The organism is Pseudomonas fluorescens (assembly GCF_040448305.1).
GTDB lineage: Bacteria > Pseudomonadota > Gammaproteobacteria > Pseudomonadales > Pseudomonadaceae > Aquipseudomonas > Aquipseudomonas fluorescens_BH.
Map to the genome: position 1 here is coordinate 4,294,818 of NZ_CP148752.1, position 25,505 is coordinate 4,320,322.

Below are 25,505 nucleotides of genomic sequence, written 5' to 3' on the forward strand. Positions count from 1 at the left end.
GATGTACCAGCCAAAACCGAACGACTTTTATGCGCTGATCGAAGCCATGCCGCTGTGCATCATTCTTCATGACGCGCACACCAAGGAAATTCTCTGGGCCAACGCCGCTGCCCTGGCGGCGCTGGGCTTTACCCTGGAAGAACTGACGCCGCTCAAGGCCCCGGACATGACCCGCGACGCACCGAAGTACCGGCGCTCGGTGGGCTTGCGCTGGCTGGAAGGTGCCGCGCGCACCGGGCAACGGGCCATCGAGTGGTGCTATCGCTCCAAGCAAGGGGTGGAGATTCTTTCCGAGGCGGTGGCGACCCTGGTGCACCTGGACGGTCGCGATGTGTTGATGGTGCAGTTCCGCGACATTTCCAAGGAGGACAAGGTCAAGCGCGACCTCAAGCGTTTCGAGAGCCGGCTCAAGGCCTTCATGCAGGACCTGGCCGAAGGCGTGGCGGTGCTCGGCCCCGAGGGCGACATTCGCTTTATCAGCGACTCCGGCGCGCACCTGCTCAACAGCGAAGTGCACAAGCTGATGGGCAAGAACTTCCTGGCCTGGTGCGACGACGCATCCGGCCAGCGCCTGTTGCAACAGCTTGCCCATGAGAGACCGAAGCACACGCCGTTCAACGTGCATTACAAGGTGCAACGCCGCGATGGCGAGTGGCGCTGGCATGACGCAACCTGCCGCTACATCGAGATAGAGGACGATCTGGTCGGCCACCTGCTGCTGTTCCGCGACGTCACCGAGCAGGTGCAGGCCGAAGAGGCGCGGCGGGTCAGCGAGCAGAAACTCGAGTACCTGGCGCGCTACAACGCCATGGGTGAAATGGCCGTGGCGATTGCCCACGAGTTGAGCCAGCCATTGGCGGCGACTCGCAACTTTATTGAAGGCGCAGTGATTCGCCTGGGCAACGCCGGCGAAACCGATCAAGGCGTCGCCTGGGGTTTGCAGAACGCGGTGCGGCAAATCGAGCATGCCTCGGTGATCATCAAGAGCGTGCGCGATTACGTGGTCAAGCTGGAACAGACCGAAGAGCTGGTCGACCTCAATGAGCTGCTGCGCGAAACCCGCTACTTCATCAGCCTGCGGGCCGATCCGAGCCTGGTGCGCGTGGAAGTCGTCACCGCGCCCGAACCGCTGCGGGTGAGTTGCGAGAAGGTGCTGATCGGCCAGGTGATCCTTAACCTGGCCTTCAACGCCATTGAAGAAATGGCCGACTTGCCTACTGAACGTCGCTTGCTGCGCATCCATGCCAGCCGCGAGAACGATGTGGCCCTGGTGCGCATTGAAGACTGCGGTCGAGGCATCCAGGCCCAGGCGCAGGAAAAGCTGTTCGACGGGTTCTTCTCGTCCAAGGTCAGCGGCAACGGCATTGGCCTGGCGCTGTGCAAGAACATCATCGGCCGCCACCGTGGCGATATCTGGGCGCAAAACCTCGAGCCGTGCGGCGCGGTGTTCAGCTTCTCCCTTCCCCTCGCTTCCCTCGTTTAAAGCAAAAGATCGCAGCCTTCGGCAGCTCCTACAGAGACCTCACTACCCTGTAGGAGCTGCCGAAGGCTGCGATCTTTTCGCTCTTCCGTACGACTGGCACAGACACACAAACACTTGGCAGGCAGGGCAATTCTCCCGATCGCGGGGCACGGCAGAATCAAAGGGTAAAAATCTGCCAAAGCATCCGCGATCCGCGTTACCAACAATTCAGGAAGTTCCCCTTATGCGAACAAACAGGATCTCCGTACAGTCAGCGCTAGGCCTGAGCCTGCTTGTACTCGGTTTGAACAGTGCCCGCGCGGACTTGCCCGCCGGTACGATTGGCCAGACCGTTCTGGCGTTTCCACCCGAAGCTCACCGCGCGTTCGTCATCGACGTCGAGTTCGAAAGCTTCGTGGCTGGCCGCGTGACCGTGGTCGACCCGGACCAGAAGCGCATCCTCGGCATGGTGCCGACCGGTTTCGCTGCGCCGTCGACCCTCAGCCACGACAAGAAAACCCTCTACAGTGCGGACATCTGGTATTCCCGCGGCACCCGCGGCACCCGCACCGACGTGCTCACCGCGTGGGACAGCTCGACCCTGTCGCCAGCCTGGGAAGTGCTGATTCCGAACAAGCGCGCCGAGTCGCTGACCCAGCGTTACTCGCTCAAGCCAAGCGGCGACGACAAGTTCGTCTACGTCTACAACTTCACGCCGTCGACCTCGGTAACCGTGGTCGATACCCAGGCCAAGGCAGTCGCTACGGAGATTGCGATCCCCGGTTGCGTGCTCAACTACCCGGTCGGCAACCGCCGCTTCGCCTCGTTGTGCGGCGACGGCAGCCTGCAGGTGGTGACCCTCAACGATCAGGGTCAGGAAACCGCGCGCAGCCGCACGCCGTTCTTTGATCCGAACGCGGAAAAACTGGTAGAGCGCGCCGTCAACGTCGGCGACACCTACTACTTCACCACCACGACCGGCACCGTACGCCCGGTGGATTTCGCCGGTGATGCGCCGAAGGTCCTGCCGTCCTGGTCGCTGGTTTCCGATGAAGACAAGAAGGCCGGTTGGGCACCAGGCGGGTGGCAGATGATGGCCGTGGCGCCGAAGCTGGACCGTCTGTACGTGCTGATGCACGACGCCCACGAACCGATGAAGTGGGAAGACCCGAGCCCGCTGATCTGGGCGTTTGATCTCAAGACCCACAAGAAGGTGGCGACCCTGGAGGCCCCGGTTCCGGTGTGGAGCATGCAGGCCACTGGCGACGATAAGCCGTTGTTGCTTGGCGCCGACGTGGAAGGCGGTTTGCAGATTTTCGATCTGAAGACCAACAAGCTCACCGGCAGCATGCCGAAAGTCGCCAAAACCGCGACTCAGGTCCTGAGCTACTGAGAGGTTCGGCCATGCACACAGATCCGATCTTCATCATAACCAGCGCCATCGCCATCGCGGTGTTGCTGGCCAGCGCCGCAACCCACAAGTTGCGCGCGCCGGCCCGCTTCGCCCGGCAGCTGGCGGACTATCAACTGCTGCCCGAGGCGCTGGTGCGCCCGACGGCGCGGCTGGTGCCGCTGCTGGAACTGGCCATCGCCTTTGCCCTGCTGGCGCCGGTCAGCCGTGGTTACGCCGCGTTGAGCGCCGCCAGCCTGTTAGCCCTGTACGCCGCCGCCATCGGTATCAACCTGTGGCGCGGTCGTGCGGACATCGACTGCGGTTGCGCCGGCCCCGACCAGGCACAGCCGCTGCGCCCGGTACTGCTGCTGCGCAACAGCGCACTGGTGGCACTGGCGCTGGTGGCCAGCGTGGCCCCGGTTGCCCGCGACCTCAACTTGTTCGATGGCTTCGTGACCCTGGCCGCCGCCGCAGTCGCGCTGCTCATCTACGCCGCGGCCGATGGCTTGCTGGCGAATTCCCCTCTTCTGCTCAAATTGATTGGTAGGTAATCGAAATGGAAGGCTTGATTGTTTCCAACGTTCTGCTCTGGGTGCTGCTGGTGGCCGTGGCGTTTGTCGTCATGGGCCTGGTGCGGCAGATTGGCGTGCTGCACGGTCGCCTGGCGCCGGCCGGCGCGTTGATGGTCGATAAAGGCGTGGCGGTCAATGAACCTGCGCCGCAAGTCACCGCCAGCGACCGTCACGGTCGTCCGGTGAACTTCGGTTATGCCGGCGAGAAATCGCAACTGCTGTTCTTCCTCTCGCCGACCTGCCCGATCTGCAAGTCGTTGCTGCCGGCAATCAAATCCATCGCCAGGGAGCAATCGGACCGCCTGGACGTGGTGTTCGTCAGCGATGGCGACATGGACGCCCAGCAAGCGCTGATCCGCGAACACAAACTCGAAGACGCCACCTACGTGGTCGGCCCGGAAGTGGGCATGACCTACCAGATCGGCAAGCTGCCGTACGCCGCACTGATCGACAAGGCCGGCACCCTGCGCGCCAAAGGCCTGGTCAACTCCCGCGAGCACCTGGACAGCCTGTTCGAAGTCGAGCATTTGAAGCACGCCACGCTGCAGCAGTACCTCAATGCCCAACCGCACACCCACGATCACGACCACAGCCACGGCCATAGCCACTGATAAGGCAGGGAGAACTTTATGAAACTGCTGGATCTGTTGTTTGAGCGTTCGTCCCGCCGTGTCGCCGACACCACTTCGCGCCGCAAACTGCTGGCACGCATGGGTTCGCTGATGGTGGCCGGTGCCGCCCTGCCCCTGCTGCTGCCGCTGGATCGCACCAGCAAGGCCCTGGCCGCGGAACCTGCGCAGGCCGGCGACCCGGGTGATCCGAACAGCTGCGACTACTGGCGCTACTGCTCCGTCGACGGCTTTCTGTGCAGTTGCTGCGGTGGGTCGGTAACGTCATGCCCACCGGGCACCGAAGCCTCGCAAGTGACCTGGATCGGCACCTGCCGCAACCCGGCCGACGGCAAGGACTACATTATTTCGTACAACGACTGCTGCGGTAAGCAGAGCTGCGCCCAGTGCGCCTGCACCCGTAACGACAGTGAAGAACCGGCCTACCGCCCGTTCAACAACAACGATGTGAACTGGTGCCTGGCCGCCAAATCGCACATCTACCACTGCACCGTTTCGGTCATCCGCGGCGTCGCCGTTTAAAAAAACGCGCTTTTCGCCGGTTGTTCGCGCAACCGGCGCTTTTTTTCTGTGGCTGCTTTTTTATTTTTTTACTGCTTTGTGTGAGTACCTGTAGGAGCGAGCCTGCTCGCGAAGGACGTCAACGATAACGCGGGCTATCTGGTTTAACGCGTCGCCCTTGAGTTCTTCGTCGGAGCGCCGCCCGGAGCAGGCTCGCTCCTACAGGTGCCAAACCGGTCATCAGCGGAGTTGGGTTACATGCGTAGTTTGATATTGCTCGGTCTCGTCTGCGCCCTTGGCGCCCCGCTCGCCTATGCCCGGGCCATTCCCGACCCAAACCAGCATCACGCGCCGGGCAATGAATCGCTGCAAACCCCGATTGCCCAGGCCGGTTACAGCGTCGGCGTGAACTACCAGCTGCAATGCGCCGGTTGCCACCTGGGCGACGGCACGGGTTCCGCCGCCAACGACACGCCACGGATGAAAGGCTTTGTCGGCAACTTCCTCAAAGTCCCCGGTGGCCGCGAATTCCTCGTGCGGGTGCCGGGCATGTCGCAATCGGCGCTGAACAACGCGCAACTGGCGGACTTGCTCAACTGGCTGATGCGGGAAGACGGCATGGCGGGCAAAAGCGTGCCGGCCGACTATCAGCCCTACACCGCCGAAGAAGTCACGGCATTGCGCGCCAAGACCATGCTCAACCTGCCCGGCACCCGTAGCGAGTTGATCAAGGCCATGCGTGCCCAGGGTATCGCGATCGATGACGGGATGAATTACTGAGAGCGACGTGGTTCAGGTTCGACTATCTGGACGATGGACGCGTTGACGGCAAATAAGTAACGTATTCGGTGCTGTTTTCGAACCTGGAAAATCGAAAAGGGAGTTTGCATCGTGACCGAAGAGACAAAAACCAAAGGACCGGCTTCGTATTTCCCGTCCATTGAAAAAAAGCACGGGCAGCCGATCAGCCATTGGCTGGACCTGCTCAAGAACGTCAGCGACAAGAAACACATGGAAATGGTGGCCTGGCTCAAAACCGAACACGGTATGGGTCATGGTCACGCCAATGCGCTGGTTGCCTATCATCTGGCAGCCAGCAAAAGCGCCTAGCCGCGGGTCCATCCTTCTCTGCGCTATCGGTGGTGCCGGGTAAAACCGGCTCCACCGTAAAGCTTCTGTTGCCCTATCCTTTCATCCAACCCATCACGCCGGACATCGACCATGTCAGCCCCCGAAACCACCCTCCTCGACAGCTGGCACCACAACGCCCGGGCCTGGATCGACGCCATACGCAGCGGCACCATCGAAAGCCGCCAAAAGGTCACCGACCAGGCCATCCTGCTGGCGGTGCTGGGTCGCCAGCCCGAGCGTGTGCTCGACCTGGGTTGCGGCGAAGGCTGGTTGTTGCGGGCGCTGGCAGACCGGGGTATCGAGGCGGTTGGCGTGGATGGCGATACGACGCTGGTGGAGGCAGCACGGGCGGCGGGCGCTGCGCCAGTGCATTTGGCGAGCTATGAACAGTTGGCAGAAGCCGAAGTCGACATCGGCCGCGACTACAACCTGATCTGCGCCAACTTCGCCCTGCTGCATCAGGACATCATCCCCCTGCTCGCCGCCATGAACACCCTGCTCGCCCCGGGTGGCGCGCTGGTGATCCAGACGCTGCACCCGTGGGTGGCTGCGGCGGGCGATTATCAGGATGGCTGGCGGGAAGAGACCTTCGCCGGGTTCAAGGGGCAGTGGCAGCCCATGTCATGGTATTTCCGCACCCTGTCCAGTTGGCTGAATGCGCTGGACATGGCGGGATTTACTCTTGCCAGCCTGCAGGAGCCACAGCACCCGCAAAGCTCTGTGCCGCAGTCATTGCTGTTGGTGGCCGAGCCACGGCGCTGATTGATGCAATTCCGTTGGAGGCTTGCTCGCGATAGCGGTCTGGCAATCACTTCATTGCTGGCTGTCGAGTCGTCATCGCGAGCAGGCTCGCTCCCACAGGTTCAGTGGCTGTACGCAAAATCTGCGAACCACCCAAATCAACTGTGGGAGCGGGCTTGCTCGCGAAGAGGCCGGCACATTCAACATCGATGTCGCCTGACACTCCGTCATCGCGAGCAGGCTCGCTCCCACAGGTTCAGTGGCTGTACGCAAAATCTGCGAACCACCCAAATCAACTGTGGGAGCGGGCTTGCTCGCGAAGAGGCCGGCACATTCAACATCGATGTCGCCTGACACCCCGCCTTCGCGAGCAGGCTCGCTCCCACAGGTTCAGCGGCTGTACGCAAAATCTGCGAACTAACCAAATCACTGTGGGAGCGAGCTTGCTCGCGAAGAGGCCGGTACATTCGACATCGATGTCGCCTGACACTCCGTCATCGCGAGCAGGCTCGCTCCCACAGGTTCAGTGGCTGTACGCAAAATCTGCGAACCACCCAAATCAACTGTGGGAGCGGGCTTGCTCGCGAAGAGGCCGGCACATTCAACAACGATGTCGCCTGACACTCCGTCATCGCGAGCAAGCCCGCTCCCACAGGTTCAGCGGCTGTACACAAAATCTGCGAACCACCCAAATCATTGTGGGAGCGGGCTTGCCCGCGAAGAGGCCGGTACATTCGACATCGATGTCGCCTGACACTCCGTCATCGCGAGCAGGCTCGCTCCCACAGGTTCAGCGGCTGTACGCAAAATCTGCGAACTAACCAAATCACTGTGGGAGCGAGCCTGCTCGCGATAGCGGTCTGGCAGTCGCTGCATTGCTGGCTGTCATGCCACCTTCGCGAGCAAGCCCGCTCCTACAGGGTCAGTGGTACACCCACTATAGCGTCAGGCCCATTCTTTACGCAGTTGACGTGCCGCATTGACCATGTGCACCAGCGCTGCTTCGGTTTCCGGCCAGCCGCGGGTCTTCAGGCCGCAGTCCGGGTTGACCCACAGGCGGTCGGCGGGAATACGCTTGGCGGCTTTGCGCAGCAGGTTGGCCATTTCCGAGGAGTCCGGCACCCTTGGCGAGTGGATGTCATACACGCCCGGGCCGATTTCGTTCGGGTAGGCAAAGGCTTCGAACGCGTCCAGCAGTTCCATGTCCGAGCGCGAGGTTTCGATGGTGATCACGTCGGCATCCATGGCGGCGATGGACTCGATCACATCGTTGAATTCGCTGTAGCACATGTGGGTGTGGATCTGGGTTTCGTCCCGCACGCCGCAGGCGCACAGGCGGAACACTTCGGTCGCCCAGTCCAGGTAGTGCTGCGACTGCGCCTGGCGCAATGGCAGGCCTTCGCGGAACGCAGCTTCGTCGATCTGCACGATCTTGATCCCGGCGGATTCCAGGTCGACCACTTCGTCACGGATCGCCAGCGCCAGTTGACGGGCCTGCACTTCGCGGCTCACGTCTTCGCGCGGGAACGACCACATCAGCATGGTCACGGGACCGGTCAGCATGCCCTTCATCACCTTGTCGGTGAGGCCCTGGGCGTAGCGGATCCACTCAACGGTCATGGCTTTCGGACGGCTCAGGTCACCGTAGATCACCGCCGGTTTCACGCAACGCGAACCGTAGCTCTGGACCCAGCCGAAACGGGTGAACACGTAGCCGTCGAGTTGCTCGGCGAAGTATTCGACCATGTCGTTGCGCTCGGCTTCACCGTGCACCAGCACGTCCAGGCCCAGGTGTTCCTGGACTTGCACGGCGTGACGGATCTCGCTGTGCATCGCTTCGGTGTATTCGGCTTCGGTCAGCTTGCCTTGTTTGAACGACTGGCGAGCCAGACGGATCGACGCGGTTTGCGGGAACGAACCGATGGTGGTGGTCGGGAACAGCGGCAGGTTCAGGCCGGCGCGCTGTTTCTCGATGCGCTGGGCAAACGGCGAATGACGCTGGCTGTCCTGGGCGGTGATGGTGGCAACACGCGCCTGCACGGCTGGCTTATGAATGCGTGGCGATGCCGCACGGCTGGCCTGCACGGCGCGGCTGTGAGTCAGCGCTTCAAGCACCTTCGGCGCTTCCGGTTCATTCACCGCCTGAGCCAGCACCGCGACTTCTTCACACTTCTGCACGGCAAACGCCAGCCAGCTTTTCAGTTCGGCATCGAGCTTGTCTTCACGCCCCAGATCAACCGGGCTGTGCAGCAGCGCGCAGGATGGCGCGACCCACAGACGTTCACCCAGACGTTCTTGAGCGTGCTGCAGTGTGGCCAAAGCGTTTTCCAGATCGCAGCGCCAGACGTTACGGCCGTTGACCACGCCCAGCGACAGCACTTTGTAGGCCGGCAGGCGATCGAGGATGGTCGGGTACTGCTCAGGTGCGCGCACCAGATCGATGTGCAGGCCGTCCACCGGCAGGTTGGCGGCCAGGCCCAGGTTCTCTTCCAGGCCACCGAAGTAAGTGGCGACCAGCTTCTTCAACGGGTCACGCTGAATCAGGTTGTAGGCACGTTCAAAGGCGTTTTTCCATTCCTGTGGCAGGTCGAGAACCAGGATCGGTTCGTCTATTTGCACCCACTCGACGCCCTGTGCCGCCAGGCGCTGGAAGATCTGGCCGTACAGCGGCAGAAGGCGATCCAGCAGCTCCAGCTTGTCGAATTCGGCGCCCTTGGCCTTGCCCAGCCACAGGTAAGTCAGCGGGCCGATGATCACCGGCTTGACGTTGTGCCCCAGTGCGCGGGCTTCTTCAACTTCTTCGAACAACTGGTCCCAACCGAGCTGGAATTGCTGATCGGCGCTGAATTCAGGGACGAGGTAGTGATAGTTGGTGTCGAACCACTTGGTCATTTCCTGGGCGTGTGCGCCGCCGCAGCAGCTGTCGCTCACACCGCGCGCCATGCCGAACAAGGTTTGCAGGCTGGCCTTGCCATCGTGCGGGCGGAAACGTTCCGGGATCACACCGAACATCAACGAATGGGTCAAGACCTGGTCGTACCAGGCGAAGTCGCCGACCGGCAGCAGCTCGATGCCGGCTTTTTTCTGCAAATCCCAGTGGGTCTTGCGCAGGTCGCGGCCGACGGTGCGCAGACCGGCTTCGTCGAGTTCGCCCTTCCAGAACGCCTCTTGAGCCTTTTTCAGTTCGCGGTCGCGACCAATGCGCGGAAATCCAAGGGAATGGGCCACAGCCATGTCAAATAACTCCAATGCGTTCAATGGGGCCATTGTCGACAGTGCAGGCGAGTGAGACAAACTCATTTTAATCGTGATGATCACAAGTTCTTCTCATGATCAATGATACCGTACATGAACACCTGATCCGGCGTGACCGAACCGTGGCGTGTGCGTTAGCCGGGCGTCGATGGCATCATCACCCGCTACGAAGGTTTCGATGCCCGCCCCCCTCTGATCGGCCAAGGAATAGTCCCGATGCGTATCAAGACACTGCCGGCCTGTGCCACGGCGTTCTACCCGGACGCCATAGCGCAGACCGCCGGGACCAACCCATGACGGCCATTTTTCGGCCGCGTCCGACGTTGATCGTTCTAATGCTGTTACTGGTCCTGGTGTTCTGGCTGTCCCTGGCCCTCGGGCCGGTCAGCCTGCCCTTGGGCGATACCTTGCTAGCCGGGATGCGCCTGTTCGGGTTGCCGTTGGAAGGTGGCGACACGCAGCAGGCGCAGCTGATCCTCGGTCAGATTCGTCTGCCGCGCAGTCTGCTCGGTATCGCCGTCGGTTCGGTACTGGCGCTGTCCGGCGTGGCAATGCAGGGGTTGTTCCGCAACCCCTTGGCCGATCCGGGCCTGGTCGGTGTGTCCGGTGGTGCGGCGCTCGGTGCCGCCCTGGCCATCGTCGGCGGCAGCCTGCTCGGTGGCTTGCCGCCGGCGATCGAACCCTACCTGCTGTCGGTGAGCGCCTTCGTCGGTGGCTTGATCGTCACGGCAGTGGTGTATCGATTTGGTCGTCGCAACGGGCAAACCGACGTTGCCACCATGCTCTTGGCGGGTGTGGCGATGACGGCGATGGCCGGTGCCGGGGTCGGGCTGTTCACCTACCTGGCCGATGATGCGACCTTGCGCACCCTGACGTTCTGGAACCTGGGCAGCCTCAACGGTGCCAGTTACCCGCGCTTGTGGCCGTTGCTGATCGTCACCCTGGGCGTGGCGTTGTGGTTGCCCCGTCGCGCGGCGGCGCTCAATGCGATGCTGCTGGGTGAATCGGAAGCGCGTCACCTGGGCTTCGACATCGAGCGGATCAAGCTTGAGCTGGTGTTGTGCACGGCGCTCGGCGTCGGCGCCGCCGTCGCGGCGGCCGGCCTGATCGGTTTTATCGGTCTGGTGGTGCCGCATCTGATGCGCCTGCTGGTGGGTCCGGATCACCGGGTGTTGCTGCCCGCCTCTTTGCTGGCCGGTGCGAGCCTGCTGTTGCTGGCCGATCTGGCGGCGCGTTTGTTGTTGGCGCCAGCCGAATTGCCCATCGGCATCGTGACTGCGCTGATCGGCGCTCCGTTCTTTCTATATCTGCTGGTACGAGGGCGTTCCTGATGCTGCGGGCAAACAACTTGCTGGTACGTCGTGGCAACCGCACGGTACTGGCGAACATCGATATCGAGTTGCGTCCCGGTGAAGTGCTGGGTGTACTGGGGCCCAATGGCGCCGGCAAAAGCACCCTGCTCGCCGCTTTGTGCGGCGAACTGGCGATCAGTGAAGGCAGGGTCAGCCTCGACGAGCGTCCACTCGCCGACTGGCCGGGTCAGGAGCGGGCCAAACGCCTGGCCGTGCTGCCGCAGAGTTCGAGCCTGAACTTTGCGTTCTCAGTCAACGAAGTCGTCAGCATGGGTCGCTTGCCCCACGCCAGCGGCCGCGTGCGTGATGCCGAAATCGTCGCCGAGGCGCTCAAAGCCGCCGATGCGCTTCATCTGGCCGGACGCAGCTACCTGGCCCTGTCCGGCGGTGAACGCCAGCGCGTGCATCTGGCACGGGTGCTCGCTCAGCTCTGGCCCGGTGCCGAAGGGCAAACACTGCTGCTCGATGAACCGACGTCGATGCTCGATCCGCTGCACCAGCACACCATTTTGCAAGCCGTGTGCGACTTCGCCGAGCGTGGCGCCGCGGTGCTGGTGATCCTGCACGACCTCAACCTGGCCGCACGTTACTGCGATCAACTGCTGTTGTTGCAAGAGGGTCTGCCCCACGCCTACGGTCCACCGGCAGAGGTGCTGACCGCCGAAGCGCTGGCAGCGGTGTATGGGTTGGAGGTGCTGATTCACCAACACCCGGAACGCGGCCACCCGTTGATCATCGCGCGCTGATACTGCCCCCCTCCTTCCTTGATCGAGGGGGCTTCTATCTATTTAAGGAAAACCGATGCGCTTTCTGTTGCTCTGTGCATTCAGCCTGTTGGCTGCCTGCCAAACCCATCAGGTCACACCACTGCCGGCGCCGATCGCGCCGCAAGGGCGTGATCACACCGACCTTGGGGTCATTCGCGAACTCGCCACGGGCCGTACGCTGACGCCGCAAGAACTGGTCGAACGACTGGCCGCTGTGCCGCGTGTTCTGGTCGGTGAACAGCACGACAACCCGGACCACCACGCCCTGCAATTGTGGCTGCTGCGCGAACTGGCGGCACAACGCTCGCAAGGCAGTTTGTTGATGGAAATGCTCAATCCCGATCAACAGGCCAGGGTCGATGCCGCGCAGGCCGCGACCCGCGCTGGCCAGCCACCGGCCGACACGTTCACGGCGCTGTCCTGGCAGGCCAATTGGGAGTGGAGTGTTTATGGCGCACTCGTCACCTACGCGCTGCGCCAACCGTATCCACTGCTGGCGGCAAACCTGGACCGCGCACAGATCATGCAAATCTACAAACAGCGCCCGGTGCTCACGGGGCAAGCGTCCACCACCCCACAGGTGCAGGCGACCTTGCTGGACGACATCCGCGAATCCCATTGCGGCCTGCTGCCCGAAGCGCAGATGCCAGCCATGCTCGCCGTGCAACAACAGCGTGACCGGCGCATGGCCGAACGCCTGATGGCTGCGCCGACACCGGCGCTGTTGCTGGCCGGTGCCTTCCATGTGCGCAAGGATCTGGGGGTGCCGCTGCACCTGAAGGATCTCGGTGCCGGTGAAGGGAATGTGGTGCTGATCCTGGCCGAAGCAGGCAAGACCGTGACCGTCGAGAGTGCCGATTACGTGTGGTACACCGCCGCGCAACCGCAACAGGATCATTGCGCGAAGCTGCGTCGCTGAACCTGTGGTGAGGGAGCTTGCTCCCTCGCCACAAGAGCGCGCTCGCCCTCGGTCGACCTCGCTCCGGCGCGACACTATGTCACGCCTGTGCGCCGGTCCAATGGTCGTATCCGCCCCTCCGGCACTGGCACAGTTTGTTAACATCCCCGCGATTTTTTCGTCTGTACAGTCATCACGCTGTCATTTCAGCCTGTTCAACAGGATGCTTTTTTCATGAGTACTTTGTATACCCGCCGGACTGTCCTGCAAGGCATGGGCCTGTTGAGCCTGGGCCTGCTCGCCGGTTGTGACGACAGCAGCAAGCTGTCGTTCAACTACGGCAAGGACCTCAGCGACAAGATCATGGGACGTAACTTCAAGCTCAAGAACCCTGAGGGCGAAACCCGGATGCTGGGCAGCTATCGCGGCCTGATGCCGATGGTGTTCTTCGGTTTCACCCAGTGCCCGGCCGTGTGCCCGACCACCCTGGCCCGCGCCGCCCAAGCCAAGAAGCTGATGGGTCGCGATGGCGAAAGGCTGCAGGTGGTCTTCATCACCCTGGACCCTGAACGCGACACGCCAGAGTTGCTCGACAAGTACGTCAAGGCTTTCGATCCGAGTTTCGAAGCCCTGTACGGCACGCTTGAAGAAACCGCCGCCACCGCCAAGGAATTCGGCGTGTTCTTTGAGAAGGTCCCGAGCGGCGATACCTATACCCTCTCCCATACCGCGACCAGCTATGTCTTCGACTCCCGGGGCAATCTGCGCCTGGGGCTGTCCGCGTCCCTGACGGCCAAAGAGTGCGCAGAAGACCTGCTCACCGTGATGGAGATTTGCTGAAATGAATGCCCCGCAGGCTAAAAACCGTTTCGCACAACATTGCAGGCAACTGGCACTGGGCCTGTCCCTGGCTGGCCTGGCCTTTCAGGCATCGGCACAAACCGAGGTGAAAGACGCCTGGGTTCGCGCCACAGTAGCCGGCCAACCGTCGAGCGGCGCCTTCATGACCGTCACCGCGAGCAGCGACAGCAAACTGCTGAGCGTGCAAACGCCGGTTGCCGGGCTGGTACAGATTCATGAAATGAGCATGAAAGACGACGTGATGAAAATGCAGCAGGTGCAGTCCGTTGCGCTGCCGGCCGGTAAAGCGGTGAGTTTCGATCCCCACGGCTACCACATCATGCTGATGAACCTCACAGGTCAGATCAAGGAAGGCGACAAGGTGCCACTGACCCTGACCGTGGAAGACGCCAAGGGTGCAAAAGAGTCGATTCAGGTTGAAGCCGTTGCCAAGGCGATTGGCACCATGGACCACAGCAAGATGATGCATGACCACAGCAAGATGAATTGATTTTCCCTTAGTATCGCAACACCAAAAAGATCGCAGCCTGCGGCAGCTCCTACACCGATTTCGTAGGCGCTGCCGCAGGCTGCGATCTTTTTTTAGAGATCAAAACCTATTCACATCAACTCAAACAAGCTTGAGTACGACGTTGATGTTATTGCGCGTGGCTTTCGAGTACGGGCAGTACTGGTGCCCGGTGTCGACGATTTTTTGTGCAGTCTCACGATCCAGCCCCGGCAGGCTGACATTGAGCCGCGCCTGCAGCAGGTAGCCGCCTTCATTGGTGCCCAGGTCGACTTCGGCATCGACGGCCACATCCTTGGGCAGCGCCACTTTCATTTCCCTGGCCGCAACCTGCATGGCGCCGATGAAGCAGGCTGACCACCCGGCAGAGAACAGTTGCTCGGGGTTAGTACCGCCACCGCCCGCACCAGGCGACGAAAGCTTCACGTCGAGGATCCCGTCGGAGCTGCGGGACGCGCCGTCACGCCCGCCGGTGGTGTGGGTTTGGGCGGTGTACAACACTTTATCGATCTGGTTCATGGTGACCTCCTGATTGAGTTGTAAGAAACCGGTTTTAACACCCCATCGGGTCGCTGGGATGGTCAATCAATATAGTCGTCGCAGCCCCACACCGCGGTCGATCCGACCGGTGCCCGCTTCTTCTTTATTTACGCGCCAACTTGTACCTGACGCAGTCCTCATAAAAGCTCTGGCGTACAGCAGTCGGTTTGAATCGCGACGGACTGTCATAAGTTTGCTCTGTAATGCCAAGAGCCATCATGCGCATCCAGCTTTTGGCGAACTTGTAGACCTGGATTTTCTGGCGGGCGGCATACAAGGAAACGCCTGAAAGCTTGAGTTCCTGTGCCCTTGCAGCGGTTCCCGCGCCCCAACTGCACATGTACTGATCTTTGGCGGCCAGTTCTTTTGCTTGAGCCGAATTGGCTATTCCCGCAACTACCAGCGGGATTAATGCGATCCATATCTTGCGCATCTCGACCTATCTAACCAACTGAAAACCAAGTAATTTTGAAGAGAACTTTGAAACTTGGGGGCCAGCATCGTGCCTTTTCTGCAAATAAATGAAAAAGCCGGATGGGGGTTCGTCAATTTCTTGCGAGTTTTCAAACCTTTGCTATAGCTAAGGTTCTCAATCGCCAACTAAGTGAGGCAACGGAATGTCAGTCGCAAAGAAAATGAGTGTGGGGCAACTGACAATGTTGACCGCCGTCAACATGTTGGGCTCAGGCATTATCCTGCTACCGACGAAACTCGCGGAAGTCGGTGCGATTTCGATCCTCTCCTGGCTGATAACGGCCACCGGCTCCCTCGCTCTGGCCTACGCCTTTGCACGATGCGGGATGCTCAGCCGCAAGACCGGCGGCATGGGCGGTTACGCCGAATACACCTTCGGTAAAGCAGGTAACTACATCACCAACTACACCTATGGCCTCTCGCTGTTGATTGCCAACGTGGCGATCAGTATTACCGCGGTCGGCTATATCCAGGTGTTGTTCGGGATAACACTCGATTCACTGCAAGTAGGCCTGGCCACTATTGCCCTGTTGTGGATCACCACCTTCGCCAACTTTGGCGGTGCCAGCATTACCGGCCGGATCGGCGCGGTCACGGTCTGGGGTGTGATTGCACCGGTGGTACTGGTCTCCACGGTGGGCTGGTTCTGGTTCGACAGCAGCGTATACGCCGCTGGCTGGAACCCCCACGACAAGGGCTGGTTCGAAGCGGCAGGCGCCTCGGTGGCCATTACCCTGTGGGCGTTCCTCGGTCTGGAATCGGCTTGCGCCAACACCGACGCGGTGGAAAACCCTGAGCGCAACGTACCGATTGCCGTGCTGGGCGGCACCCTGGGGGCGGCGGTGATCTACATCGTCTCCACCAACGTCATCTTCGGTATCGTCGGCAACGAAGAACTGGTCGCGTCCACCGCGCCGTTCGGCCTGGTGTTCGCCAAGATGTTCACCCCTATGGTCGGCGACATCGTGATGGCGGCCATGGTGCTCGCCTGCATCGGCTCACTGCTGGGTTGGCAGTTCACCATCGCCCAGGTGTACAAAAGCTCGGCGGACACCGGTTACTTCCTGCCGATCTTTGCCAAGGGCAACAAAGCGGGAACGCCGATTGTCGGCATGCTGGTGCTGCTGGCGGCACAAACCGCGCTGGCCCTGCTCACCATCAGCCCCGACTTGAGCAAGCAGTTCGACACCCTGGTCAACCTCGCTGTGGTGACCAACCTGGTGCCTTACATCCTGTCCATGGCCGCGCTGATGACCATGCAGAAAGTCTCCAACGTGCCGGAAGGCAAAGCACTGGCCACCAACGTCATTGCCCTGATCGCGGCGGCCTACAGCTACCTGGCGCTGTACAGCTCCGGTGAGCAGGCCCTGATGCTGGGCGGCGTGGCCACGATCGTTGGTTACACCCTGTTCGGCTTCGTCAACAACCGCCTGATCCGCCTCGAAGCACTCAACAACAGCGTGCCGACGCAAACCGTCAGCGCGCAGCACCTCACTGGCGAGCCAGTGCCGGTGAACAATCTGAATAAAGCCACTATGGAGGTTCAAGCATGACGGAATATAAACACTCGCTGGGCATGCTGGCGCTACTGGTCAGCAGCCCGCCGGACAAGCGAACGGTGTTTGGCCGCGCCCTGGATCAACTGGTCCACGACGTAGAGGGACGTGGCGTCAGTGTTCTGGCTTCGGAAAGTCTCATCGATGCCGCCTCGATCCTGCGCTCGGACCCGGCCATTCAATGCGTACTCATCCGATGGGAAATGGACACCAGCGAAGGCCACGCCGACTGCACCAAATTGCTGGTCAAGCTGCGCGAGCGCAACACCCGGGTGCCGGTGTTCCTGATCAGCGACCGCACCACCGCGTCGAGCATTCCGTTGCTGGTCATGCAACACGCCGACGACTTCATCTGGCTGCCCGAGGACACCTCGCGTTTCCTCAGCGGGCGCATCCTGGCGGCCATCGAGCGCTATCGCCAGGCCGCCCTGCCGCCGATGTTCGGTGCGCTGGTGAAGTTTGCCCGCAACTATGAATACTCGTGGCACACCCCCGGCCATGCCGGCGGCACCGCGTTCCTGAAAAGCACCGCAGGCCGGGCCTTCTACGAGTTCTTCGGGGAGAACCTGCTGCGTTCCGACCTGTCGATCTCGGTCGGCGAACTGGGCTCCCTGCTCGATCACAGTGGTCCCATCGGCCAGGGCGAGCGCTACGCCGCCAAGGTCTTCGGCGCCCACCGCACGTACTACGTGACCAACGGCTCGTCGATGTCCAACCGCGTCATCCTGATGGCCAGCGTCACGCGCAACCAGATCGCCCTGTGCGACCGCAATTGCCACAAGTCCGCCGAGCACGCGATGACCCTGTCCGGGGCGATTCCAACCTACCTGGTGCCGACCCGCAACCGCTACGGCATCATCGGCCCGATCCTGCCGCAGACCCTGAGCGCCGAAGGCGTGAAAGCCGCCATCGCCGACAACCCGCTGGTCAAGCAAGGCATCGACCCGACGCCGGTGCACGCCATTGTCACCAACTCCACCTACGACGGCCTGACCTACAACGTCACCCGCGTCGAAGAGCTGCTGGGCGAAAGCGTGGACCGCCTGCACTTCGACGAAGCCTGGTACGGTTATGCGCGCTTCAACCCGCTGTACAGCGGACGCCATGCCATGCACGGCGACCCGGCCGATCACGACAAGTCCAAGCCGACCGTGTTCGCCACCCAGTCGACCCACAAGTTGCTGGCCGCCCTGTCCCAGGCTTCGATGATCCATGTGCGTAACGGGCGTAACCCGATTGAACATGCGCGCTTCAACGAGTCGTACATGATGCACGCCTCGACCTCGCCGAACTACGCGATCATGGCGTCCTGCGACGTCAGCTCGGCGATGATGGAAGCACCGAGCGGGCAGATCCTCACCAACGAGTCGATTGAAGAAGCGATCAGCTTCCGCCAGGTGCTCTCGCGCATGCACAACGAGATGCTGAGCAAGGATGACTGGTTCTTTACCTGCTGGCAGCCGCCGACCGTACAGGTTGGCGCAGCGACCGTGCCGTTCCATGAGGTCGACCCGGCCACGCTGAAAACCGACCCGAACTGCTGGGTCCTGCACCCGAACGCGGTCTGGCACGGCTTCGGCGACATCGAAGACGGCTACTGCATGCTCGACCCGATCAAGGTTTCGGTACTTGCCCCGGGCATGGGCGACGACGGCAACCTGCTCGCCAACGGCATCCCCGCCTGCGTGGTCACCGCGTACCTGGGCCGCCAGGGTATCGTGGTCGAGAAAACCACCGACTTCACCATCCTGTTCCTGTTCTCCATCGGCATCACCAAAGGCAAGTGGGGCACCCTGCTCAACGCCCTGCTCGACTTCAAGCGTGACTACGACGACAACGCCGAGCTCGAGCTGTGCCTGCCCGACCTGTACAACGCCAACCAGCATCGCTATGCCGGCATGGGCCTGAAGGATCTGGCCGACGAAATCTTCGCCGCCATGAAGAAACACAAAACCACCGCCAACATGTCCCAGGCCTTCGGCACCCTGCCAAAAGCCGAGTTCAGCCCGGTGGAGGCCTACGAAAAACTGGTGCGCAACGACATCGAGCTGGTGACGCTCAACGAAGCCGCCGGGCGTCTCGCCGCGACCGGTATCGTGCCGTATCCGCCCGGCATCCCGCTGCTCATGCCGGGTGAGAACGCAGGTCCTGCGGACGGTCCGTTGCTGGCGTATCTCAAGGCACTGGAAGCCTTCGACAAATCCTTCCCCGGCTTCACCCATGACACCCACGGGATCGAAGTCGAAGACGGCGTTTATCGGATGCTGGTACTGAAATAAGTCACGCAGATTCACCGCAACCCCTGTGGGAGCGAGCCTGCTCGCGATAGCGTTTTTTCAGTCAACATCACTGTCGACTGACACTCCGCCATCGCGAGCAGGCTCGCTCCCACATTGCTTTGCATCCCCCAAAAAATCCCTATGGGCAAACTCGATCACAGCGCTCTATGATTAATCCCCATGACCACCACCGCTGCGATCCGCTCACCCTGCCCGCCCGGCGCCTGCGACTGCGGGCGTGACCCGTTGCTGGAAACACCGGGGGCGGACCTGCGCATTCTGTTTCTGACCCGCAACGAAGAAAAACGCCTGATCGAACGCCTGGAAAACCTGCAGAGCCTGAGCGATCTGGAGCACCTGCAACGGCGCATGCTCGAACAGTTGGGCATCCGCGTGGACATCGCCCCCGGCTTCAATGAAGTGCGCACCATGCGCGGCATCGGCATCCAGATTGGCGAACTGCCGGGGCTGTGCCGAAAGACCCGCGCCAATATCCCCGCCGCCATTCGCCGTGCCATGGAAAAGCGCCCGGAGATTGCCTACGAGCTGCTCAATGCCAACGACCTGTTGCGTGACGCCTGATGAAACCCATTCTCGAATTCCCCATCACCGACGAGATTCTCACCTCGTTCGCCCTGGCCATCGGTGCCGACCTGCAGGGCTACCGCAACCACATTTACCGGGTGCTGAATTTCCATGGCGCCCTGTGCGGTGCCGAAGGCCTGCCCTCGGAGGCCGTTCAAATCGCGGCGGCGTTTCATGACCTGGGTATCTGGACCGATGACACGCTCGACTACCTGCCGCCGTCCATTGCCCTGGTCACCGAATACCTCGACAACCAGCAACGACCGGAACTGAAGGATGAAGTCAGCGCGTTGATACTTGAGCATCACAAGCTGCGCCGCTATCGCGGTGCCTACGCCGACAGTGTCGAGCCCTTCCGCCAGGCCGACCTGGTGGATGTGTCCCTGGGCCTGGTGCGTTTCGGCTTGCCCCGCAGCGTCATCAAAACCGTGCAGGCGACCTTTCCCGATCACGGTTTCCACTCGATGCTGATGAAGCTTTCAGCCCGCCAATTGCTCCGCTCGCCACTGCGCCCGCTGCCCATGTTGCGCTGGTGAAACAGGCGTCTGTTACCCCCTCGAAAATGCACCGGAACAGGATCGGCGGTCATACATGAATCGCGGGGCACTGCTATGCCTTCCTTGGGAGATTTTGCCGCAAGCCAGCCAGGACGGAACTGGAAATCCAAGCGTGACCACGGCCCCGGCGCCAGCCAGGTGCGCGCAAACAACAGGTGCCAGTGCACAACAGGAGATGGCCGATGTTATTCATCGTCAGTTGGACAATCAGCCCGGACAACCGTGATGCCGCAATCGCACGTTTTCTCAAGACCGGTGGCGCACCGCCCGCAGGCGTCACCATGCACGGGCGCTGGCACGCTGTAGGGAGCTCGGCCGGCTTCGGCATTGCCGAGGCGAGTGATTTGGTGCCGATTCAGAAATGGGTGCTGGAGTGGAACGACCTGATGAGCATGGACGTGCATGCCGCTTTGACCGATGAGCAAATCGCACCATTGCTGGCCGCCACTGCCGACCGGTAATGACGAAGGGGGCGGCGGGTATCGCTCGCCGCCCGACTTGAGCGGCTGCTTCGCCGGAAGGCCAATTCGATGCAACGCCCCTGCAACACTGATTTTCTGACTACTCATTACTGGATATTTCGCAATTCAAACCTACGCTCATCGCGGGGGGATAACACATTTCAGCGGCGGTTGGGGGCTCGTCTCAATGTACTCACGCTAGTACACAGGAACTCGACATGAACCGGAAAACCTTATCCTCGATGTTTGCTGTCCCCCTGTTGCTATCTGCCATGGCGCTTCCTGGCCTGACCCTGGCCGCTGACAAGTCCCCCAACATCCTGGTGATCATGGGCGACGATATCGGCTGGTCGAATATCGGCGTCTACAACCAAGGCATGATGGCTGGCAGAACCCCCAACCTCGACCAACTGGCGAATGAAGGCATGCGTTTCACCGACTATTACGCCGAAGCCAGTTGCACCGCCGGACGCGCCAATTTCATCACCGGCGAACTGCCGATTCGCACGGGCATGACCACCGTCGGCCAGGCCGGCTCGCCCGTAGGCATTCCCGCCGAAGCCGTCACCATCGCGACCGCACTCAAGGCCATGGGTTATGCCACCGGCCAGTTTGGCAAGAACCACTTGGGCGACCTCAACCAGTTCCTGCCCACCGTCCATGGTTTCGATGAATTCTTCGGCTACCTCTATCACCTCGACGCCATGGAAGATCCGGCACACCCCAATTATCCGCAGGAACTGCTCGCGACCGTGGGCCCACGCAACATGGTCCACAGCTGGTCCTCCTCCACCGATGACACGACCGTGATGCCGCGCTGGGGCAAGGTGGGCAAGCAGAAAATCGAAGACGCCGGCACGCTCTATCCGGAGCGAATGAAAACCGTCGACGAGGAGATTCGCGACAAGGCCTTCTCGTTCATCGACAAGGCCAGGCAGGACAACAAACCGTTCTTCGTCTGGCTCAACCCGACCCGCATGCACATCGTCACGCACCTGTCCGACAAGTACCAGGCCATGCGCAACTCGCAGAATGGCTGGTCGGAACAGGAAGCCGGCATGGCGCAGCTCGATGACATCGTCGGCGATGTCCTGGCGAAGCTGAAGAAAGACGGCATGGACGACAACACCATCGTCATTTTCACCACCGACAATGGAGCGGAAAACTTCACCTGGCCCGATGGCGGCACGACGCCGTTCGCCATGGGCAAGGGCACGGTCATGGAAGGTGGCTTCCGGGTGCCGGCGATCATTCGCTGGCCGGGCAAAGTGCCGGCCAACCAGGTCGCCAACGGCATCATGTCCGGTATGGACTGGTTCCCGACCCTGGTCGCTGCCGCGGGCAACCCGAACATCACCGCCGAACTGCTCAAAGGCAAACAATTGGGCGACACCACCTACAAAGTTCATCTGGACGGCTATGATCAAACTCCAATGATCACCGGAAAAGGTCCGTCGAACCGGCATGAAATCTTCTACTTTGGAGAGAGCGCCTTGGGTGCAGTGCGCATAGACGACTACAAATATCGCTTCATTGACCAACCGGGGGGCTGGATGGGGGCTAAAGTTGCTGTGGACGTGCCGATCCTGACCAATCTTCGACTCGACCCGTTCGAGCGCATGGGCTGGCCGGAAAACCAGGCCGCGCAGGGTTCGCAACAGTACTTCGACTGGTTCAAGTTCCAGTTCTGGCGTTTCGTGTTCGTCCAGCAACAGGTGGCCAAACTGGCGGAAACGGCGATCGAGTTCCCGCCGATGCAAAAAGGCGCGAGCTTCAACCTCGACTCGGTTAAAGCCAAGATCGCCGCGGCTCGGGCAGAGATGGCCAAGTAACAGCCGAATCCACGGGTGGCTGATGCAGTCCACCCGTATTCGAAATGGACAATTGCCGAGGGATTTCAATGCCAATAAAAACAGCTGCCCTGCCCACCTCCGCGCTACTTGCCCTGTGCTGCCAGCAAGCCTGGGCCGGTGGCATCATGCTCTATGAAATCGGCACCGATAACGCCGGCCTGGCCAACGCCGGTGCCGCCGCCCGTGCCCAAGGCCCCTCGACCATCGCCAGCAACCCCGCGGGCATGAGTTACCTGCCGGGCACGCAAATCACCGCCGGCCTGCAGGTCCTGTACGGCGACCTGAGCTTCGACCGCGACTCCGGTACCAACACCCCGGGCAGCGGCAGTGGCAATGCCCTCGATCCGATGCCCGGTGGCAGCTTCTTCATCAGCCATGAACTGGACGAGCACTGGAGCGTCGGTTTCGGCCAGTACGGTGACTTCGGCCTGGCGCTCAATTACGACAACGACTGGTCTGGCCGCTACTTCGTGCAGAACGACAGCCTGCTCGGCTTGTCGCTGGTGCCCAGTGTGGCGTATCGCTTCAACGAGCAGTGGTCGGTCGGGCTTGGCATCAAGGCCATGTACGGCATGTTGAAGGCGGACACCGCCATCGACCGCTCCCCTTTCGGCTTCACTGACCGCTCAGACGGCCAATTCAAATACAGGGACAACGACTGGGGCTTTGGCGCCAACGTCGGCGTGATCTACGCCCCGCAACCCGGCACGCGCATCGGCCTGACCTACACCAGCCAGGTCGACCTGGACTTCGAAGACAAGCTCGACGTCAAGGGCGATGGTCGGCTACTCGAACGAGTCAACAACACCAACACCGAACTCGACACGAAGGTGCCGCAAACCGTCACCCTGAGCCTGTTCCAGCAATTGGACCGGCAATGGGCACTGCTGGCCTCGGCCAACTGGCAGGACTGGTCGGAGTTCGGCGACATCGGCGTAGAGGTCGACACCACCGCGTTTGGAGCGCAATCGAAAACGATCGACGCTGGTTTCAAGGACACCTGGCACCTCTCCCTTGGCGCGCAATACCAGGCGACCGAGCAGTGGCTGTGGAACTTCGGCGTGGCCTACGACAGCAGTGCCGTCTCGGACAGCAACCGTAGCGTGATCCTGCCGATGAACGAATCCTGGCGTATTGCCACAGGAGCCACTTATGCTCTGAACAAGGACACCGATGTCAACGTCAGTTGGGCCATGGTCTGGCTCGGCGACATGCCGGTTGAGCAGACCAAATCCGTATCGGGCAATCGAGTATCCGGTCAATTCGACAATGCCTGGATTCAAGCCTTGAGCGGGAACATGACCTGGCGATTTTGATGTCTTGTAAACAAAAGAACGAAGATTTCTTCCAAGGAGTAAACACCACTATGAATCTGTCCCGAAAACTGCTCTTCGGCGCCACGCTGGCCAGTCTGCTGCTAGGCGGTTGCACCTCGAAAGTGACGGAGAAGGAGCAATACTCAGGCTTCCTGTCCAACTACAACAACCTGCAGGAAGTCGAAACGCCGAGCGGTGGAACCGCGATGCGCTGGGTCAGCCCTTCGTGGAACCCCAATGCCTATGACACCGTGGTGTTCAACAAACTGGAGCTCTACCCAGCGCCAAAACCCGATGAGCGAGTCAACCAGCAGACCCTGACCGACATTCAGAACTACATGACCAGCAAGGCCAAGGCCTCCCTGGGTCAGAAGTATCGCGTAGTACCCACTTCCTCATCCGCTCCGGCGGGTTCCCGCCCTCTGATCATGCGTGCGGCGATCACCGGGGTGAACGCCGAGAACGAAGGCATGAAGTGGTATGAAGTGGTTCCCATCGCGGCCGTAGTCGGGGCAACTCAAGCTGCCACCGGTCACCGTGACCAGGACACCACCCTGTTCATCGAAGCCGAGTTCGTTGACGCCAAGAGCAACCAGACCGTGGCCAAAGTGGTGCGCAAGGTGTTCGGCACCGAACTGAAAAACGAAAGCCAGCAGATTACCGCCAAGGACTTCAAGGCGGCGATCGACAAACTGGGCACCGACTTCCAGGCGTTCCTCAAGTAACACACTCCATGTGGCGAGGGAACTTGCTCCCTCGCCACATGGAGTTCCTTCCTGACTCTTGCGGTCACTCCTTCATCACCACGTTTCTGTTGCCCAGGGCGATTTAGGCCGCACCGCCCTTGGCCTGCTGCTCCAGATGCACTTGCAATTGCGGGTCGATCTGTAACGCTGCGGCCAGTTCATCCAGATAGTTGCGCTCGGCGTCCTGCTGGTCGTCCACCAGCATCACGCTGGCCAGGTACATCTCCGAGGCCATGGCTGGGTCAGTGGCCGACTGCGCGACGTCATTGGCGTCCAGTGGCTTGGCGACCTCGTCGTCCAGCCATTGCTGCAATTGCGGATCGTCGGTGTGACGGCCGATTTCAGTGCTGATCATCTGCTTCTCGGCGACATCGATGCGGCCATCGGCCTTGGCCGCGGCAATCAATGCCCGCAGGATCGCATGGCTGTGCTCCTCGACCTCCGGGCCGGCCAGCAAGTCCACGGTCCGTGGCGCTTCTTGCGGTGCCGACGCCTGACTGCGTTGCCAGGCCTGGTACGCCTGGAACGCCATCATGCCCAGGGACGCCAGCGCCGCATAATTTGTGCCGCCAGCGGAACGACTTTGCGGTGCACCGCCCATCGGCGAACCGCCGCCAAGCAAACCACCGAGCAATCCGCCCAACCCTGCACCACCGCCACCAGCACCCGCACCGGCGCCACCGCCCAACAAGCCGTCGAGCAATCCACCCAGGTCGCCGAGCCCGCCTTGGGCCGACGCGCCACCGCCACCCTGTTGCGCCATAGAGCCCTGGCCGGCGCGCAGTAATTGTTCGAGCAGATCGCTGGTGTTCATGCCGTTTGTCCTCTTGAAGGGCGTTTATCCAGTCAGGCAACGATAGCCCCCGCAGGCGAATGTGCCAGCACCGTTGGGCTGACCCGCCCGCGCTACCGCGGATTGCTCCGGGGTATTTTTTGTGGGCCAGCTAAGATTCATAGGTGGTGAACCTTATTCCCGGATACCCGGTCGATACCTGCAACCCGACCCGGTTTGCCACCACCCCGTACGCGGGGTGACAACTGGCTTGCTTCATTCACTGGAGAACGCCC

25 protein-coding genes are annotated in these 25,505 nt (G+C 61.2%); 21 read left to right on the forward strand and 4 right to left on the reverse strand.

Annotation, left to right across the window (positions count from 1 at the left end):
- Window position 1 precedes the first annotated feature (1 nt).
- The 8 genes from WHX55_RS19480 to WHX55_RS19515 all read left to right on the forward strand — a co-directional run bounded on the left by WHX55_RS19480 (window position 2) and on the right by WHX55_RS19515 (window position 6,450).
- On the forward strand, window positions 2-1,483 hold the full coding sequence (locus tag WHX55_RS19480) for an ATP-binding protein (RefSeq protein WP_353741086.1): 1,482 nt from the start codon (window positions 2-4) through the stop codon (window positions 1,481-1,483).
- A gap of 223 nt (window positions 1,484-1,706) precedes the next feature.
- Window positions 1,707-2,855, forward strand: coding sequence for an amine dehydrogenase large subunit (locus WHX55_RS19485; protein ID WP_150759254.1), 1,149 nt, complete (start codon window positions 1,707-1,709; stop codon window positions 2,853-2,855).
- 11 nt (window positions 2,856-2,866) lie between these two features.
- Window positions 2,867-3,406, forward strand: a complete 540-nt coding sequence (locus WHX55_RS19490) for a MauE/DoxX family redox-associated membrane protein (protein ID WP_150759255.1) — start codon at window positions 2,867-2,869, stop codon at window positions 3,404-3,406.
- Between the two features lie 5 nt (window positions 3,407-3,411).
- Complete coding sequence (mauD, locus tag WHX55_RS19495) at window positions 3,412-4,038, forward strand: methylamine dehydrogenase accessory protein MauD (protein WP_150725290.1); 627 nt, start codon at window positions 3,412-3,414, stop codon at window positions 4,036-4,038.
- Between the two features lie 18 nt (window positions 4,039-4,056).
- The gene (locus WHX55_RS19500) at window positions 4,057-4,578 is read left to right on the forward strand and encodes a methylamine dehydrogenase light chain (RefSeq protein ID WP_150725289.1); all 522 of its coding nucleotides are present in this window, start codon (window positions 4,057-4,059) and stop codon (window positions 4,576-4,578) included.
- 237 nt (window positions 4,579-4,815) lie between these two features.
- Window positions 4,816-5,337: a cytochrome C gene (locus WHX55_RS19505; RefSeq protein ID WP_150759257.1), complete on the forward strand. Its 522-nt coding sequence runs from the start codon at window positions 4,816-4,818 to the stop codon at window positions 5,335-5,337.
- Between the two features lie 111 nt (window positions 5,338-5,448).
- Window positions 5,449-5,667 carry a DUF4287 domain-containing protein gene (locus WHX55_RS19510; protein WP_150752909.1) on the forward strand — a complete coding sequence of 73 codons (219 nt, stop codon included), beginning with the start codon at window positions 5,449-5,451 and terminating at the stop codon, window positions 5,665-5,667.
- A 111-nt stretch (window positions 5,668-5,778) separates the two neighbouring features.
- Complete coding sequence (locus WHX55_RS19515; protein WP_353741087.1) at window positions 5,779-6,450, forward strand: class I SAM-dependent methyltransferase; 672 nt, start codon at window positions 5,779-5,781, stop codon at window positions 6,448-6,450.
- A 924-nt stretch (window positions 6,451-7,374) separates the two neighbouring features.
- On the opposite strand, the gene metE is transcribed toward WHX55_RS19515, so the two are convergent.
- Complete coding sequence (gene metE, locus WHX55_RS19520; protein WP_353741088.1) at window positions 7,375-9,663, reverse strand: 5-methyltetrahydropteroyltriglutamate--homocysteine S-methyltransferase; 2,289 nt, start codon at window positions 9,661-9,663, stop codon at window positions 7,375-7,377.
- Window positions 9,664-9,977: 314 nt separating this feature from the next.
- Between metE and WHX55_RS19525 the strand changes: the two genes are divergently transcribed.
- The 5 genes from WHX55_RS19525 (at window position 9,978) to WHX55_RS19545 (ending at window position 14,052) form a co-directional block, all read left to right on the forward strand.
- A complete protein-coding gene (locus WHX55_RS19525) occupies window positions 9,978-11,015 on the forward strand; it encodes an iron ABC transporter permease (protein ID WP_150725284.1) in 1,038 nt (345 codons plus the stop codon).
- On the forward strand, window positions 11,015-11,782 hold the full coding sequence (locus WHX55_RS19530; RefSeq protein WP_151214793.1) for a heme ABC transporter ATP-binding protein: 768 nt from the start codon (window positions 11,015-11,017) through the stop codon (window positions 11,780-11,782). Before WHX55_RS19525 ends, WHX55_RS19530 begins: the two co-directional genes overlap by 1 nt.
- A 55-nt stretch (window positions 11,783-11,837) precedes the next feature.
- Window positions 11,838-12,722: a ChaN family lipoprotein gene (locus tag WHX55_RS19535; protein WP_150759652.1), complete on the forward strand. Its 885-nt coding sequence runs from the start codon at window positions 11,838-11,840 to the stop codon at window positions 12,720-12,722.
- Window positions 12,723-12,935: 213 nt separating this feature from the next.
- On the forward strand, window positions 12,936-13,541 hold the full coding sequence (locus WHX55_RS19540) for an SCO family protein (RefSeq protein WP_150725281.1): 606 nt from the start codon (window positions 12,936-12,938) through the stop codon (window positions 13,539-13,541).
- Between the two features lies 1 nt (window position 13,542).
- Window positions 13,543-14,052, forward strand: coding sequence for a copper chaperone PCu(A)C (locus tag WHX55_RS19545; RefSeq protein ID WP_353741089.1), 510 nt, complete (start codon window positions 13,543-13,545; stop codon window positions 14,050-14,052).
- A 120-nt stretch (window positions 14,053-14,172) separates the two neighbouring features.
- Here the strand turns inward: WHX55_RS19545 and WHX55_RS19550 are convergent, their stop codons facing one another.
- On the reverse strand, window positions 14,173-14,589 hold the full coding sequence (locus tag WHX55_RS19550; protein WP_150725279.1) for an organic hydroperoxide resistance protein: 417 nt from the start codon (window positions 14,587-14,589) through the stop codon (window positions 14,173-14,175).
- Window positions 14,590-14,713: 124 nt separating this feature from the next.
- Window positions 14,714-15,043 carry a hypothetical protein gene (locus WHX55_RS19555; RefSeq protein ID WP_150725278.1) on the reverse strand — a complete coding sequence of 110 codons (330 nt, stop codon included), beginning with the start codon at window positions 15,041-15,043 and terminating at the stop codon, window positions 14,714-14,716.
- Window positions 15,044-15,227: 184 nt separating this feature from the next.
- Between WHX55_RS19555 and potE the strand changes: the two genes are divergently transcribed.
- From potE to WHX55_RS19595, 8 genes are all read left to right on the forward strand, one after another.
- The gene (potE, locus tag WHX55_RS19560) at window positions 15,228-16,637 is read left to right on the forward strand and encodes a putrescine-ornithine antiporter (protein WP_150752917.1); all 1,410 of its coding nucleotides are present in this window, start codon (window positions 15,228-15,230) and stop codon (window positions 16,635-16,637) included.
- Window positions 16,634-18,919, forward strand: a complete 2,286-nt coding sequence (locus tag WHX55_RS19565; protein ID WP_353741090.1) for an Orn/Lys/Arg decarboxylase N-terminal domain-containing protein — start codon at window positions 16,634-16,636, stop codon at window positions 18,917-18,919. The genes potE and WHX55_RS19565 overlap by 4 nt, the downstream gene beginning before the upstream one ends.
- A 180-nt stretch (window positions 18,920-19,099) precedes the next feature.
- The gene (locus WHX55_RS19570) at window positions 19,100-19,501 is read left to right on the forward strand and encodes a hypothetical protein (RefSeq protein WP_008050481.1); all 402 of its coding nucleotides are present in this window, start codon (window positions 19,100-19,102) and stop codon (window positions 19,499-19,501) included.
- Window positions 19,501-20,040, forward strand: a complete 540-nt coding sequence (locus WHX55_RS19575; RefSeq protein WP_150759655.1) for an HD domain-containing protein — start codon at window positions 19,501-19,503, stop codon at window positions 20,038-20,040. Before WHX55_RS19570 ends, WHX55_RS19575 begins: the two co-directional genes overlap by 1 nt.
- A gap of 203 nt (window positions 20,041-20,243) precedes the next feature.
- Window positions 20,244-20,522 (forward strand): DUF3303 family protein, encoded by a 279-nt coding sequence (locus WHX55_RS19580; RefSeq protein ID WP_057398488.1) that lies wholly within the window; start codon window positions 20,244-20,246, stop codon window positions 20,520-20,522.
- 218 nt (window positions 20,523-20,740) lie between these two features.
- Entirely contained in the window at window positions 20,741-22,354 is a 1,614-nt protein-coding gene (locus tag WHX55_RS19585) for an arylsulfatase (RefSeq protein WP_353741091.1), read from the forward strand.
- A gap of 68 nt (window positions 22,355-22,422) precedes the next feature.
- A complete protein-coding gene (locus WHX55_RS19590) occupies window positions 22,423-23,691 on the forward strand; it encodes an outer membrane protein transport protein (protein WP_150752921.1) in 1,269 nt (422 codons plus the stop codon).
- A gap of 50 nt (window positions 23,692-23,741) precedes the next feature.
- Window positions 23,742-24,416, forward strand: coding sequence for a DUF3313 domain-containing protein (locus tag WHX55_RS19595; protein WP_150725272.1), 675 nt, complete (start codon window positions 23,742-23,744; stop codon window positions 24,414-24,416).
- Between the two features lie 103 nt (window positions 24,417-24,519).
- On the opposite strand, the gene WHX55_RS19600 is transcribed toward WHX55_RS19595, so the two are convergent.
- Complete coding sequence (locus WHX55_RS19600) at window positions 24,520-25,251, reverse strand: tellurite resistance TerB family protein (protein WP_353741092.1); 732 nt, start codon at window positions 25,249-25,251, stop codon at window positions 24,520-24,522.
- Window positions 25,252-25,505 lie beyond the last annotated feature (254 nt).